This is a genomic window from Pseudomonas lactucae (genome assembly GCF_016937615.1).
In the GTDB taxonomy this organism is placed as follows: Bacteria; Pseudomonadota; Gammaproteobacteria; order Pseudomonadales; family Pseudomonadaceae; genus Aquipseudomonas; species Aquipseudomonas lactucae.
On the sequence record NZ_JAFHKI010000067.1, the window covers coordinates 31,125 to 45,712 of the forward strand.

Consider the following 14,588-nt stretch of genomic DNA (forward strand, 5'->3'; position numbering starts at 1 on the left):
GCCCCATCTTTCGTCTGACTGGGCAACCCATGACTCAATTTGTTAAGCCCGACCCGATTGGCGTGGGCATTCAGTACAACCCCGAAATCCTTGATTGGTTTCCCTTCGAGGACATTGACGTCGATGTTCTGGAAATCCTGCTCGACAACATCATGGCGCCCATGGATGGTCCTCAGATCATCAAGCCGGCGGCCAGAGCGTTGATGGAGCGGCTAGCCGAGAATTTCACGTTGCTGGCGCACTCCAATTACGGTTGCGATTTTGGTTTCAGCCCCTTGGAGCAAACTGCTGCGGTGCAGCGCCATGTGCCCCTGGCGAAGATGTTGAACAGCCCCTGGGTCGCCAATCATTGTTTTTATGGCGACAATTCATGGCTGGATATCTGGAGCAGCCCCCTGCAGTTTTCCAATGCCGAAGTGTTGCGCTGTGCAGAGCGGGCCAAGGCGCTGCAAATGCACTACGGGATGCCGCTGGCCCATGAAAACGCCGCCTATTACCTGCAATGCCCTGGCGCGGAAATGCGCGAAGCCGAGTTCCTTGCGCGGCTGGTGCAGCAGTCCGGCACGTTTCTGCATCTTGACCTGCACAACATCTACACTAACCACCTGAACCTCAAGAATTTCGACCTGCGCGACTACCTGGATACCTTACCGCTGGACAAGGTGATCTCGGTGCACCTGGCCGGAGGCAGTTGGCATGACGGGCTTTATCACGACTGGCATGACGCCAGCGTGCCTGAGCCTGTCTGGGACCTCTACGAAGAACTGATGTCACGGGCCCAACCCTCGGCGATCATCCTTGAGTATCAAGGGCAGGCCCACCATGCGCTCACCCGGGTAATGGATGCCAATGACGAACACATGATCGTCACCGACGTGCGGCGCGCGCAGAAAATCTGGAATCATTACACCCAACCGGCACGGGAGCTGGCGCATGGATGCTGAGCAGGTCTGGAAGCTTTGGCGACGTCTGCTGCGCGATGAAACCTTGCAGCAGCAGTTATTCCAGGCGCAGGGAGCTACGCAATGGCTGCAACGCATCCCTGAGGATGAACGTACGATTCTGCAAGCCTATGCCGGACAGTTCGACCGCGTGAAGTGGTTCGTCGAAAACTACCAGTTCCGCCTGGTCAACTCCTTTACAAATGCGCTGGAGACCGGCGCCCCGTTGACCCTGCGCGCACTGATCAACATCGGGCTGGATTTACCCACTCTGTCCCGAACGTTTTTGCGTGAACAGGACTGGTTCGACTTTGGACCAATGGTGTATGGCTACTGCGATGCGGTACTGGGATTTTTACTGGAACGCCAGGAACTGGCCGATTACCCAGAGATCCGGGACCTGATCGGGCTTGAACGCGAATGCGTTCATCTGTACACCGGGTTGATGGACGTCGCCGCCCCGGTCCCCGGCCGTTATCAACGCACCGCCCAAGCCCGCCTCCACCATAGTTGTTTTGCTCTCTCACACTGGCTGCGCGACAAGAGCCAGCTGGGACGCGGGCCTCTGGAACAGACCTGTGAGCATATCCTAGTGTACTTGCCCAACCTTGAGGCCCGCCACAAATTCACGCTCATCAGCCCACGCGCGGCCAGCCTTTACACTGACCTGAAACAACCACGGTTGCTCGCGGATTTGGCACTGCAAGCGCCACAAAACGGCGATGATCTCGCGGTGCTTGGCAAGCTGCACAAACTTAACGCAATAAGGATGCCGGCCTGAATCATGGAAAGTTCACACTACTTCTGGCTGCGCTCAACCGGCTTCCCCATCCATCACTTGACCGCGCTGGGAGGGTTTTCCGAGCTGCCTGCGTGCGGTGCCTTTGAACAGCGTTTTCGCGCGCTGCAAGGGGTGAAGGCCACCCTGCTTGAAGCGGCCAATGCCCACTCCCCCCAAGCCTGTCGCAAGCTGATTCGCAAACTCAACGAAGGCCTGTCGCTGCAAACCGCCGACCTGCCGCAAGCCTTACGCGATCCCTTGAGCGCTGCCGTACACGACTGGAATGGACTACTGGAACAGACCGCAACACGCACAGAGGCAGACCAGCAATACCAGGTTTATCTGGAACGCATCCGTCAAGGATTGATCGACTTTCTGAATGACGACGCGGTTGCCGAGGCCCTGTTCATTTCCAACCCGGCCGCATTGACGCGTGCGCGTGAACTGATCCGCGACCGGTTCGCTAAAAACGATACGCGCAAGAAACAGAAGCTGCGACTGGGCTGGAGCTATGCCCAACGTTTCTGCGCCAAAAACGACACCTCAAGCTTTTTTGGCCCGCTGGCCTGGGGTCGATTCGATCCGCAACAGACGGAGAACATGCACGTCACCTACGGCGATGCATGGATCAAGGACCGCAGTACGTTTTTCGAAAACTGGGCAGTTCAGCGACTGGTCGAGCAAATCAACCAGCAATGCCCGGACCCTGACTGCATACCATTGCAACTCAACGCGGGTTGCTACCTGCAAGCAAGCACCTTGTTCATGCCTATTGGCAAAAAGCAGCACTTGAGCCCGGCAACCGCGCAGGTATTGGCCTACATAAACGACCCGGAAGATGGCATGCCGACGCTCCGGGGCTTGTTGAAGGCCTGTGTCGATACCCCAGCCGACACCCTGCGCGACCTGCTGGAACACCTAGTCAGCAAACGCATCGTGCGGCGTGGCTGGCGAATGTCGCCGCGCGAACGCAAGCCAATAGAGCGAATGCAGCGCTGGCTGGACGATGCCGCAGCATCTGAAACGTTCCGCCAAACCTGGCAACTGCGCCTGGAGAGGCTCGAAAGCGCACGCCGAGACTATGCAAAAGGCAACCTTGAACGCCGCACACAATGCTTAGATACATTGAACCAACTGCTCGTTGAAGCCGGCGTGGACCTCAGTCGGGAAACCGGTGCAATGTATGTTGGTCGGTACCCAGTATACGAAGACTGTTCGAGAAATATGAATATAAGCCTAGGACAGGACATGCTTAAGCAGATAAATGAAGACCTGGCACCATTGATGCGTATCCATCAATGGCTGATCAAGGCCATCGCGCATCGGCTTAACCAGGCGTTCATAGAAGTGTGGGAGCAGCGTCAGAACGCCTACACAGACATACCCGTGGATTTTCTCGACTTTCTCAATGCACTGGCTCCTCTATTGCCGACAATTGAAGAGCGAATTGTCATCGACCTTGATCAGCGCCTGAAAAAGGCCTGGGAAGAACAACTGCAGGGGCTCGCGGACAACATTGATGTGCGCCTTTCGGTTGCAGACATCGAGCGCCTGATAAGCCGGCTGAATGTCGAGCTGGACGTCACCAATTTCGAGGTATTTGGCAGTGACTACCACTCGCCGGACTTTCTGCTATCCAGCCCGTCGGTGGAAGCCATCAACCGAGGCGATTACACCATCATCGTGGGCGAAGTACACCCGGCGGTCCATACTCTCTGCCAGCCCGTCGCTGCGCCATTCGGGCCGTTTAATATCCAGGTGAACCAAGAGGTAGAAGCGATTTTTCAGCGTCCGCGGCTGATCCTGGCGGACTCGCCGGAAAGCTACCAACGCTCGCATATCGATTGGCCACTGCAACCTTCATATCGGCAACTGGTACTACCCTCCGGCGGGGGGTGCGTGGCCGCGCATCAACAGTTCGCCGCCGGACGGGCAAAAGTCATGTACGCCCATGGACGTTTGCAGGTAGTCGATGCCCTGGGCGAATTCAGCGAAGACCTGCTCTGCGTCTACCCAACTCCCATGCATCGTCTCGGTTTTGCCCTAGCCGGAAGTGCTGTTGCCAAACACGACAAGCGCCGTATCTGGCTAGGGTGCGCCCTCTATAAACGGGCTTCCTGGTTATTCTCCAGCGATCAACTGCCGCAGGTAAAAACTTCTATCGACGATCTAGATCATATTTTGCAATGGCGCGCCTGGGCAGTTGCTCAGGGGTTGCCGCGTTATGCATTCATCAAGATCGACTCCGAGCCCAAACCCATATTCCTTGACTTTGATAACCCATTGTCGTTGGACGGCATCAGCAATGCCCTGCAGAGTGCCGACCAAGTGAAGTTTTCGGAAATGCGCCCTTGCCCTGAAGAGCTTTGGCTTGAGCAAGCGCAAGGTCGATTTTGTTGTGAAATACGGACAACGTTTTTCCAGCCAGCTTGAATTCGAAGTTGTCCAGTTCGAGTAGAGGCGTATTCCGATTCGTTCCGGCTGACTGTTGATCTAACCAGCTACCAAAAATTTTAGATTGGGCGCTAGTGGGATATAGCGGGCATGCCCGTCAAACGCCCTTATAAGAAAAGTAGGTGCTGGGTAATATTCTGTCGCAGCGGGCTGTAACTGTTTGATCCATTGTGGCTTTTTTCTTCCACACGCTCGGGTAACTAGGCGTTATCGCCACTTTCATAATTTCGGTGTTGACTCACGAAAAAAAAATGGTTAAAAATTATTTTGTCGACACTGAGACTTCCGTGCTGCTGCAATTCGAAGCGCGCGATGCATGGGTCGAACCGACTTAGTTTAGTCATAATTAAAAAGCATAAGGAAATGCCATGATTACCTCTATCTCTCGTGTCTCCCCCCCTAGACATCGCTTAATTACAGGTGCATCTGTAGGTAGGTGTTTTCCGTGCTTGCTCCACGGAGCTCTCCGCAAACACGCTTAGCAACCAGCTTTTGGCCTGGATGCCGAGATATATTCCTGTCCGCTTGTATACACTATCAAGGAAGGAAACTTATGAAAATTGTGTTGATTGGCTACGGAACCATTGCGTCTGCGCTTATGCCGAACTTGCTCAGCGAGTTTGGAGGCGAGATGAAATGCCTTAAGGTGATAGATCCATATGGTGTCAAGAAGCTCAGCGCAGATTTCGATTGTCCCGTAGTGTGGGTGGTGGCGAGTGTCACTAAGGAAAACCTAGATGATTTGCTGAGCGAACTCGATTCCGACTCTTTTTTAATAAACCTATCTGTTGATGTCTCAAGTGTCGATCTGGTTTCATTTTGCCAGAAGAAAGGAGCAAGATATATTGATACATGTATTGAGCCATGGGCCGGCCATTATGTAAATGCAGATGCAGAGCCTGCCGATCGCACCAACTACGCCCTCAGGGAAGCGATGCTGACATTGAAGGCAGAATGCCAAAATGGCCCTACAGCTATCGTTGCGCACGGCGCGAATCCTGGTCTGGTATCTCATTTCGCGAAGCAGGCTCTTCTGAACATTCGTGATGATATTTACGGCATAAGCCAGCCTATCCCGCAAACTCGCCAGCAGTGGGCGAAGCTGTCTGCAGATCTGGGTATTAAAACAATTCACATTGCGGAGCATGATACCCAAGTTGCAAAATTCCCTAAGCGGCCTGGCGAGTTCGTTAATACTTGGTCGATTGATGGATTTATTGGCGAAGGTTGCCAGCCTGCTGAGTTAGGCTGGGGAACTCATGAGCTTCGTTTGCCGCCAGAGGGGCAGCGGCATACTACAGGCTGCAATAGCGCGATCTACTTGAATCGTCCGGGAGCCTCGGTCAGATTGAAAACTTGGACTCCCGCTTTTGGCCCTTGCTTAGGCTTTTTGATCACGCACAATGAAGCAGTTTCCCTTTCGGACTATCTAACCTGCTTTGAAGGTGAACGGGTCACTTATCGGCCTACGGTCAACTACGCTTACCACCCTTGCAGTGACGCTATACTTTCCATCCACGAACTTAGTGGCTGCTCGTGGAATTCACAGTCACAAAAGAGAATTTTGCAGGGACGAGATATCGCCTCGGGAGGGGATTATCTTGGCGTGCTTCTGATGGGGCATGAAAAAAATGCATATTGGTTTGGTTCTTATTTAGAGAACTCGGTTGCTCAAAAGCTTAACCCTGAAAGTTCTGCTACTTCCTTGCAAGTCGTGGCCGGCGTGATATCAGGTATGAAATGGGCAATTGCTAATCCTTGTTGCGGGATCGTTGAGGCAGAAGAAATGGATTTTAGGTTCGTGCTCGACAATGCAAGGCCCTGCCTAGGTGAAATTCTGGGAGAGTACACCGATTGGAACCCAGCAGAAGAGGATAAAGGTCTATTCTCCATTGCCTCATCAGATAAGTGGCAATTTGAAAACTTCATGGAATAATTGCAAGGAGCGCAAATCGTGGGCTATTTGAAATCTTCTATCGGCTTAAAAAGCTATGACTGGTCTTCAGTTGATTTACTCAAAGATTTGACCCCTGAAAGCATCACTGGCTCTAGGGAGGTCATTACGTCACGACAAGAACACTTCTGGCATGACATGAGTTCTGAGTTCGATTCTAAGCACTTCCTAATATACCTTATGAATCGAAGTGACTTGCACTTGAGCGATGAGTTTTTGGAGTTCGTCTGTCTCTGGCATCTGGATGAGCAGAATCACTACAGAGGCCTTCGAAAGATTAATAGCGTTTTGTATGGGTTCAGAGAAGAAGATATCGATAAAAAAATTAAGTCCAGGCGGCCGGAGTTTGATTTGATTTCATCGTTCATGGTTGATGAATTCACCATATTAGTATCAATTGCATTTGACGAGGTCACTAGCACTCGGGCGTATAAACAGGACTTTAAACTTTTTGATAGTCTTGGGCCTGACTGTCTGTCCGTATGGATTCGTAATGCTGCTAAAGATGAAGCGGCGCACTACGGAAATGCAATGAAGCTTTTGAAGAAAAACCACTCAACTCGGTTTGAAGAACTCCCAGAACTTCTTGATAAAATAATCGGCTTCGAAACCTCTGATGATTTCGGATATAATAATACGTTTATTTTTGATCACGATACTGATGACTTCTCGAATGAGCTATTGGTCGATAGCAAAAATACGATCCTTGAGGTTCTCGGGAGAGAGTAATGGCTTGGTTATATTTTGCCCTTTTGGCGCCGTTGTTTTGGAGTCTTTCAAATATTGTTGATAAGTTCGCCATTAATAATATTACCTCCAATTGCATTTCGTTCATTTTCTTGCTGAGTATCGGGAATATTTTCTTTGCAGCGGCCATTTATGCCTATTTTCAGCCTGCTGATCTAGACTTATATATGGTTACAATAAATATCTGCTCTGGTCTCGCAATATTTTTGCAATACTTTGCTTACAGCTACTCCTTGGAGGATATGGATGTATCGGTTGTGATTCCGATCCACCAATCTGAACCAATATTTGTATTGGCGGCATCAGTGTTGATTTTTCATGCTATCCCGACATCTTGGCAAATAACTGGCTTTGCTTTGATAGTCGTTGGAATTCTAATATTATGTATGTCTAGACAAACGGTTAGAGGGCTGGGCCATCCCAGGCACGTAGTGGTCTTGTTGATTTCAGCTTTTTTCGGAGCCGTTTCAACCGTAATTTCAGACGAGATATTGCGAATCAAAAGCTTGGATTCGGTACTGATTTTTAACTTTGCCGGCTATGCTCTTGGCGGTTTGTTTCTTTTATTGGTTCCGAAATGGAGAACGCTCATTATAGATGATCTGAAAATCTTGAATTATAAGCAATTTGGCATTTTTGGGGTAACGAACATCTTTGATGTTGGGGGCTACGTGTTTTTCATGGCCGCTCTGGCTGCCGGAGGAGGTGCAGCCTTGGTTTCGGTAGTCGTCAGCATCCACCCGCTGTTCGTTTTGGCTTTTGGGTTCCTGGCAACGAAGCTTTTTCCAAAATTTATCGCCGAGGATATTGCACCGGGAGGCGTAGTAAGAAAATTTTTCTCGATCATTGTGATCGTGCTCGGAGTAGCAGTGATATCACTTCAGGACATTTAAGTCCCCTCCAGGTATTACTTGTCAAGGCGTGTTTCCCGGACGGTTACCGTCGGAGCAGCAAATGCTGAACACAAAAAAGGGCCAACAAAGGCCCTTTTTTACTCAACCCGAGATTACTTGGTCAGCCAGGACTCGACGGTGCCAACGCCGTGTTCAGCTTTCCACTCTTTCAAACCTTTGTGATTGCCGCCCTTCGTTTCGATGATCTCGCCGGTGTGCGGGTTCTTATAAACTTTCACCTGTCGGGCTTTGCGTGTGCCTGCTTTCGGCGCACCTACATGAGCGCGTCGTTTAGCTTGCGGATCAAGAAGATTGATAACGTCCTTCAGGCTGTAGCTGTATTTTGCGAGTAAATCGCGAAGCTTCGTTTCGAATTCGATTTCTTTCTTAAGACCAGCATCGCCTTTTAGTGCTTCGAGTGCTTGGAGTTGCTCGGCAAGGTGTTTTTCGAGCTGACGAAATTCTGCGAGTTTAGACATTGGAAACCTCTTCTAGATTTGTTGTTACGTTATACCAAAAAGGCACATGCATGAACTAATACGTCTATCGGCACACGCTGATGTAATCCCACATAGGGGAGACCTGCATCCCATGAGCACCATATTTATGACGTGTATTGTGAAGTTATCAATAGACGTTAGTACGTGCATCTAGATCAAGGTAGGCAAGTATCAAGGGCTCAGCTTTGGTGTCGCTAGTCATCAGCTTGACGGTTTCCCTGCCCCATTTGATAGGCAACGATATTTACTAATCTAGTAGCCTGAGAGTCCCCAAGGCCTCATCCGACGTTAGGCGATGGTGTGCTCTCGATGCGTATTTGAACGCTATGGCCGTACGGTGGCAAAATCATTGTATCTATCCGTGCACGGCTATACATCGCGTGAAGAACCATCTGTCATGCCAATATTTTTTCAAGGACGGCGCTCGATGAATCTCGCCAAGACAAGGGAGGGTATGCTCATCAGCGCGGCGGAGGCTTTCATCATGGCTCCGCCGGCGCGCACGAGTTTCTCCTGCCCGACTTGCGGTACGCCCTTGTTTTTCGTCGGAGCGACTGGGGCTAGCAGACCACATTTCCGGGTTTCTGCTTCACGTCCTCATGAAACCGATTGCATAGAAGCTCAGTTACTTGACATTACATTCGAAGCCCAAGATGCCTATGCAGCAGAAGCATCGGTCACCTTCATGTCGATCGCATCCAGAGTCTCCCTGCGGGCGATCGGGTATTTTGCTAAGCATCCCCACCAGTTGAAGACGATGAATCGCCGGCTTTTCGAAGAGTTTGTGGCAGAGCTCTTCAAAGGGTTTGGATACGAGGTCGAGCTGACCAAGCAAACCCGTGATGGTGGATTTGATTTGATTGCGGTGACGAGCCGGGACTATATCAACCAGCGGTTCCTGATCGAATGCAAGCGACCCGATCCTAAGAATCCGGTTCGTCTCGATGTCGTGAAGCACCTGCACGCTACAAAGATTGATCAAGGAGCGAATAAAGCAATTCTGGTGACGACTACCCATTTCACAGAGGATGCTCACCGTTATGGCAAGCGACACGCGATCGAACTAGACCTGAAGGACTTCGACGATTTGGTGGAGTGGCTTCACCATTATTTGAGGATCAAGGCGAGAGCATGACAAAACGTCCTCCTCCCCAGCACTGTCTGTTAGCCAGCACAAACTATTGGTCATTAGGAGAGGCTTAATAGCTGGCGACTCTGGATGTTCATTTAGCGATCAAACCAGATTTCAATTTCCGCTTATGGTCTCTCAGCAGATCTGCGAACTGCACGAGGTCATTGAGTGACCCTCGACCTGTGCGATCTAAGTGAAAACCCATGATTCCCACCGACCTAAGACCATCGCGATCACATCGTTTGGAATCGCCGATCATCAATACTTCCCCCTTCTCTCTGCAGAGGTAGTTGCCTGGATCTATCCCGAATTGGCTGCAAATCGACCGGTAAATTGCAGGTTGGGCTTCATGATGCCTAGCTCGAAGCTGTAACTGATCGCGACTATTACAACCTACGCATGGGCCTCCTAACCTTTCTATGCAACGAGCCGGTTAAGCTCGCATCGAATTTCTCTCTCATGCGACAAACGTGTGAGAATGCGCAATATCATTATGCAATTATGGAGTTTTGCAATGGATCGCCTTTCGAAATGCTTCGCCGTTGTGGTCGCGACTGTCAGCCTGTCCACTTGGGCCATCTCCTTCGCTCAGGCTGCTGGCTATTCCGTCATAAAAGACGAGTCAAAGGGCAACATCAAACGCGCGGTCGAGGTCGTCTTGCCGGAACGTGTCGACCAACCCACGCTCGAAGCGTTAGCTAAAGAAATCAAGGATTCGAACCCCACGCAATTCCAACGGACTTTTATCGGCTGGCGGATCAAGGGTGATGAAGGCCAAGCGTACTGGGCCAAGACCGATTATCTGCCTGCGCTCACTGTGCAATTTCTGGGATCCACGGTCGCGGATTACGCGAAGGTGAAGGCCTCTAGCACCAACGCCGACGGCGAGGTTTTTGGCAGTTGGTTGAGCACTTGGGGTTACGATTACAAGATGGTCGGCTTCCGCAAAAATGGCAAAACATTTATCCGCTCCACGTTTGCCGATGGATCATCTGGAACCAAAGAATTCGTTGCCACAAAAGTGTCCGGCAAGTCCGTGCTGGTCGACGCAGAAGGCAGTGATTTCGGTGAGTACTACGCGGTCAATGCTCAGGGCGATCTAGAATTCTGGGGTGAGAATGGCAATTTCTACACCGCGAAAAAAAGCCAATGAACCACACACATCACTTACCTTCCTACTTCCGTTGGCTCTAGTCACAGATGGAGAGTGGAATTTAACTCTCCTAAGAAAAGCGCACTATGCAGTATTGCGTGATTATATAAGAAACTACATGTTGTGAAATTTCGCTTTTATAAACTTTCTCATGTACTTGAATCAAACGTGAGGCAGGAGCTTAGCCGCAAAAAGTGAACGATTTCCCTGCGCCCAGTTAGAAGAAACTGAAGAGTCTGAGTGCTAATTCAAACGGGCGAACAGGTGGAGCTTCATACGCACTCTCCTGATCAGCCCGATGGAGGAATACGCCTGGCTCCCTCTTATCGAAACAAACGCGCCGAAGGGGTGTGCAACCAAATTGCGATTTGCCATGATCACATCCTCATAAATTATCCATGGAAGGGCACAATGGCAAATAGTTTCCTCACTCCAAGCTTGCTGAGGATCTTCGCAGCAAGCTACGACTCCGGCAGGGAGTCTGCCGCTGAACAGAGCCGAGGAGAATTCATAGAAGCGTTTCCAATTGTCAAGCTGAACCGACTGCGACTCACAGACTATGTTATTGGACTACAGCGTCCTACGTTCTGTGATCGCGTGGAGGTGAAGACACGGCCCTGGGCAGTAATTCAGGGATCAACTGCGATCAAATTCGGTATATATTTTGGTGCCACCAAGGCCGACCCAGCCAAGGAATTCCGGTTTGCCAAAAGGTTTGGCACTGACCCGGATTCTGCGTTTCGTGCGGTAAGATCCGCGCTCGTCGAATTGGTCAAACTCGGAGCAGCAGTAGAGCTCGACTTTAAGGCCATCGACGCCAATCCCCTCTCCCAAATGTTCAAGGCCAAGATCTTAAGCCTCTATTTTCCAGAGAAATTCATTAATGCCTGCAGCGGTGAGCACCTTGCAATGATCGGGGCAAAGTTGGGGGTCGGGGTGAACCTCCCGATTAGTCAGTATCAACATCTCGTCGTCGAAGCCAAGAAAGGGAATGCTACGACGAGAACATGGAGCAATCCCAAATTTACGGCTTTTCTCTACAGAACGATTGTTCGTTTGAAGCCTCCGCCGAGCTCCCCGATCCAAAAGCCATCGAAAAAAAGCCACCGTAAAGTCAATTTCGAGGATATCCAGAATCAGCGTGATCGGATTGGTAAAGCAGCTGAGGCTTTCGCGTTGAAATGGGAGGTGCAACGTCTGGAAGGCGCTGGGCTCTCTGAGTTGGTTTCCTTGATAGAAGATCGTCGAGATCGGCCAGGATATGGTTACGACTTTTTGTCGCACTCGGCATATAGTCAATCGAGATTCATTGAAGTCAAAGCAGTGGCGAAAGTCCGTGGGGATAGCTTTCGTTTCTTCCTCTCAGACAACGAACTGACCGTATCGAATACACCTGAGTATCAAGGCGAATACTACTTCTACCTAGTGTTTTTCGGCTCCAATAGGGAGCCCCAATCTCTCAAGTCAGTTTTGGCCAGCAAGATGTATGAGCACGCCGAAATCTTGCCCGCCTCTTATACAGTCCGGTTCGACTTGGAAGACGCTTAGCAATCCCACCGCCCCAGTGCTGAGACGTTTGCGGTTACTCTGCGTAATCAACGATGCCCTGCATCTTGTCGAGCAACCAGGCGTTCACATCATCGCCCAGATCATCAGGCGTGACCACCTCGAAGTGATACCGAATCGATCAATTCCCGAGCCTGCTGATTTCCGCTACCAGCGAGTTTGCGTCCGTAGGCGCATGCAACTGTCCAGCAAGCGTAGGTGTGTTGTGTTGATTCCGTAGTCAATTGGATCCGTCATTTCACTTCCTGTTCTTGGTTACAAACGCCCGAATGTTGCCATCACCACACAGCTATGACGATAGTTGGCTGATGGGATCGGCGCCTGGCTGGCCACTTGCCTTTTGAACCAAGGCAAGTTCCACTGGCGAGGCATTCAACATCTGGCTAGCCACCGAACCTATCGGCTCCCGGCGTCACCGAAGTAATCATCCTTCGCGATCAGACCGAGATTATCGGTAAGATCCTGACCTTCCTCGTTGAACAAATGTTGAGTTCGCCGTTCCTGCTTGAGACAAGCTAATGCTTGGAAGAAACAATCCTCGCAAAGGTGCAGTTCATAGCGCTCACCATCATGAGCAGTACCATAGCCCCAGTGCGCTTGCAGGATGCCGAATTGATGTCCGCCAGTATCCAGGAGGGTGGAGCAACGACATACATCGCAGACGACGTCAGTAACGGTCTCGACTTCGACTTTTCCAGTTATTTTCATCGCTGACTCCTACAAGCACCTTTGACTTTTACTTTCATACAGGCTCTAGGTTCTGTACGAAAAGTACTGTCGCAAATACCGCATAGCGCAAGCCAATGAGACCATCGCCGCAAAACTTGTTGCGAGCTTGTCGAAGCGCGTAACGATGCGGCGGTTCTCCTTCAGCCACCCGAACATGCGCTCGATGATATTGCGCTGCCGGTTATTGGGTCGATCGAACAGTCTGGGCAAACCCGGCTTGGGTTTGCGCTTCATGATGCGCAACGGGATTACCGGTTGCATTCGATAAGGATCACAGTACCGACGCAGGGCTTCAGCATAGTATCCCTTGTCGGCCAATAGCCATCGGCAGCGTTTGCGAGGATGGCCACGCAAGCTTGGGATGTACGCCTCATCCAGTAACGGTTGGGCATAGGCAATATCGCTGGCTTGTCCGCCTGACAGCAGGAAGCGCAGCGGCACACCATTGGCGTCGCATAGCATGTGGATTTTGGTTGTCAGGCCGCCCCGACTGCGTCCGAGTGCGTGATCTTGCGGTTCTTCAGGCCCCCATTTTCCCCAGCACCTGATGAGGCTCGGGTTGCGCGAACAGCAGTGGAGTCGATCATCCAGGTTTCCAGATCAATCAAGCCCTGCTCTGTTGGCGCCGCGCCGAATTGACCCAGTTGCCGAGATATCACTGACCCGGGCAGCCCCCCCGCGAACCAATACTTTTACTGGATTTGTGTTGACTCGAGGGTGGGTTAAACCCACGTCAGCACGTGGGTCAATTCAGCGCTGGCGTTAACATCCATAGCGCTGAAAGGATGAATGGTCCATTCCCACTTGGTAATGCCGGCACATCAGTCATCATTGGTCCTTCCTTGTGTCTTTTGTGCCCGACGGATGATGGGCAAAAGGGCAACGCTCGACAATGCCCTTTGCGCCGGCCTACTCCAGACAGTCGAGATTCCAGGCCGACAGAAAAACTCTCACAGCCCTTGAGCTTTTTACAGTGTCCAGAGATAACCTACCGAGCATACTAGCGGAAGTCGCCGGTTAAGCCGCTCCAGCCTAGTTATCGATGGCGCATTGCCGACTTCCCTTAGGCTATGGCAAGCCATTACGGTGTCTACTGATACACCCCATATTCCACCCGCTTCAAGTAGTCTTCAACGGCCCGAAAACCCAGAGAATTCCCGATGAGCTCAACCGGAATGCCGCCTGCTAAATATTTGCAGGGATGACTGAGCCATTCCTCAGCATGCTTTTGGGTCCCGAAGACAGACGTCGCATGCTCCAATGCCTTGGCATACTGATACGCTATCGCGCTCTGCTGAGCGTCTAGCCGAGCTGATTCAATATGGCCCCGACGCCGTAACGCCTGCAGCGACTTGCCCAAGACTCGCGCTGTGACATCGGCTGAGGAGTAGAGCTCAGAGATCGAAAGCATCGCCTGAACATTTTTCAACGCAAAGCCTTCTTTCACCAACAAGAAAATATCCAGCTGACTGAGCTGTCCGGCTTTGGCTCTGGTTAAGCATTCCGTGGGCTTGAGCACTGATTTTGCCTTCAGAGAAGGCTGGGCGGCTGGAGTAACCATCGGGCAGACTTCAAGGTTGGTAATTGAGGCTAGAGTAGCCTCATTTTCCCACGTACGCATGAGGGGTTAGCCCAATGCAGTCACGCCTGCATTTTTTGGTTGGTGCAAGAGCCCAATTAGCCCGACGACGGGGCACAGTATCTCGACGCATCAAATTATGTAGCCACCGGAGACTTC

Annotated in this window: 12 protein-coding genes and 1 pseudogene; 9 read left to right on the top strand and 4 right to left on the bottom strand. The window is 51.1% G+C overall.

Annotated features, from left to right (window positions below):
• Positions 1-29: 29 nt before the first annotated feature.
• From JWR98_RS13780 to JWR98_RS13805, 6 genes are all read left to right on the top strand, one after another.
• Positions 30-944 carry an MbnB/TglH/ChrH family RiPP precursor modification enzyme gene (locus tag JWR98_RS13780; protein WP_205490314.1) on the top strand — a complete coding sequence of 305 codons (915 nt, stop codon included), beginning with the start codon at positions 30-32 and terminating at the stop codon, positions 942-944.
• Positions 934-1,722, top strand: a complete 789-nt coding sequence (locus tag JWR98_RS13785) for a hypothetical protein (RefSeq protein ID WP_205490315.1) — start codon at positions 934-936, stop codon at positions 1,720-1,722. The genes JWR98_RS13780 and JWR98_RS13785 overlap by 11 nt, the downstream gene beginning before the upstream one ends.
• A 3-nt stretch (positions 1,723-1,725) precedes the next feature.
• On the top strand, positions 1,726-4,155 hold the full coding sequence (locus JWR98_RS13790; RefSeq protein ID WP_205490316.1) for a lantibiotic dehydratase: 2,430 nt from the start codon (positions 1,726-1,728) through the stop codon (positions 4,153-4,155).
• 574 nt (positions 4,156-4,729) lie between these two features.
• Positions 4,730-6,112, top strand: coding sequence for a saccharopine dehydrogenase C-terminal domain-containing protein (locus tag JWR98_RS13795; protein WP_205490317.1), 1,383 nt, complete (start codon positions 4,730-4,732; stop codon positions 6,110-6,112).
• Positions 6,113-6,130: 18 nt separating this feature from the next.
• Positions 6,131-6,859, top strand: a complete 729-nt coding sequence (locus JWR98_RS13800; RefSeq protein ID WP_205490318.1) for a hypothetical protein — start codon at positions 6,131-6,133, stop codon at positions 6,857-6,859.
• Positions 6,859-7,770: an EamA family transporter gene (locus JWR98_RS13805; protein ID WP_205490320.1), complete on the top strand. Its 912-nt coding sequence runs from the start codon at positions 6,859-6,861 to the stop codon at positions 7,768-7,770. The genes JWR98_RS13800 and JWR98_RS13805 overlap by 1 nt, the downstream gene beginning before the upstream one ends.
• A 113-nt stretch (positions 7,771-7,883) precedes the next feature.
• Here JWR98_RS13805 and JWR98_RS13810 read toward each other — a convergent pair whose 3' ends face one another.
• Complete coding sequence (locus JWR98_RS13810; RefSeq protein WP_205490321.1) at positions 7,884-8,249, bottom strand: histone-like nucleoid-structuring protein, MvaT/MvaU family; 366 nt, start codon at positions 8,247-8,249, stop codon at positions 7,884-7,886.
• Positions 8,250-8,697: 448 nt separating this feature from the next.
• Between JWR98_RS13810 and JWR98_RS13815 the strand changes: the two genes are divergently transcribed.
• From JWR98_RS13815 to JWR98_RS29965, 3 genes are all read left to right on the top strand, one after another.
• Entirely contained in the window at positions 8,698-9,405 is a 708-nt protein-coding gene (locus JWR98_RS13815; RefSeq protein WP_205490323.1) for a restriction endonuclease, read from the top strand.
• Between the two features lie 475 nt (positions 9,406-9,880).
• Positions 9,881-10,555 carry a hypothetical protein gene (locus tag JWR98_RS13820; RefSeq protein WP_205490324.1) on the top strand — a complete coding sequence of 225 codons (675 nt, stop codon included), beginning with the start codon at positions 9,881-9,883 and terminating at the stop codon, positions 10,553-10,555.
• A gap of 240 nt (positions 10,556-10,795) precedes the next feature.
• Positions 10,796-12,103: a protein NO VEIN domain-containing protein gene (locus JWR98_RS29965; RefSeq protein ID WP_205490325.1), complete on the top strand. Its 1,308-nt coding sequence runs from the start codon at positions 10,796-10,798 to the stop codon at positions 12,101-12,103.
• Between the two features lie 414 nt (positions 12,104-12,517).
• On the opposite strand, the gene JWR98_RS13830 is transcribed toward JWR98_RS29965, so the two are convergent.
• The 3 genes and pseudogenes from JWR98_RS13830 to JWR98_RS13840 form a co-directional block, all read right to left on the bottom strand.
• Positions 12,518-12,829 (bottom strand): hypothetical protein, encoded by a 312-nt coding sequence (locus JWR98_RS13830; RefSeq protein ID WP_205490326.1) that lies wholly within the window; start codon positions 12,827-12,829, stop codon positions 12,518-12,520.
• A 45-nt stretch (positions 12,830-12,874) separates the two neighbouring features.
• Positions 12,875-13,467: pseudogene (locus JWR98_RS13835) on the bottom strand (IS5 family transposase); the annotation flags it as partial.
• Positions 13,468-13,940: 473 nt separating this feature from the next.
• Positions 13,941-14,411, bottom strand: a complete 471-nt coding sequence (locus JWR98_RS13840; protein WP_205490358.1) for an antitoxin Xre/MbcA/ParS toxin-binding domain-containing protein — start codon at positions 14,409-14,411, stop codon at positions 13,941-13,943.
• Positions 14,412-14,588: the final 177 nt, after the last annotated feature.

What these genes read in the sequence shown, in the direction of transcription:
- JWR98_RS13790 (WP_205490316.1), top strand. Translation starts at nt 1,726, where the DNA reads ATGGAAAGTTCACACTACTTCTGGCTGCGCTCAACCGGCTTCCCCATC.
- JWR98_RS13830 (WP_205490326.1), bottom strand. Translation starts at nt 12,829, where the DNA reads ATGAAAATAACTGGAAAAGTCGAAGTCGAGACCGTTACTGACGTCGTC.
- JWR98_RS13785 (WP_205490315.1), top strand. Translation starts at nt 934, where the DNA reads ATGGATGCTGAGCAGGTCTGGAAGCTTTGGCGACGTCTGCTGCGCGAT.
- JWR98_RS13780 (WP_205490314.1), top strand. Translation starts at nt 30, where the DNA reads ATGACTCAATTTGTTAAGCCCGACCCGATTGGCGTGGGCATTCAGTAC.
- JWR98_RS13795 (WP_205490317.1), top strand. Translation starts at nt 4,730, where the DNA reads ATGAAAATTGTGTTGATTGGCTACGGAACCATTGCGTCTGCGCTTATG.
- JWR98_RS13840 (WP_205490358.1), bottom strand. Translation starts at nt 14,411, where the DNA reads ATGGTTACTCCAGCCGCCCAGCCTTCTCTGAAGGCAAAATCAGTGCTC.
- JWR98_RS13810 (WP_205490321.1), bottom strand. Translation starts at nt 8,249, where the DNA reads ATGTCTAAACTCGCAGAATTTCGTCAGCTCGAAAAACACCTTGCCGAG.
- JWR98_RS13805 (WP_205490320.1), top strand. Translation starts at nt 6,859, where the DNA reads ATGGCTTGGTTATATTTTGCCCTTTTGGCGCCGTTGTTTTGGAGTCTT.
- JWR98_RS13815 (WP_205490323.1), top strand. Translation starts at nt 8,698, where the DNA reads ATGAATCTCGCCAAGACAAGGGAGGGTATGCTCATCAGCGCGGCGGAG.
- JWR98_RS13820 (WP_205490324.1), top strand. Translation starts at nt 9,881, where the DNA reads ATGCGCAATATCATTATGCAATTATGGAGTTTTGCAATGGATCGCCTT.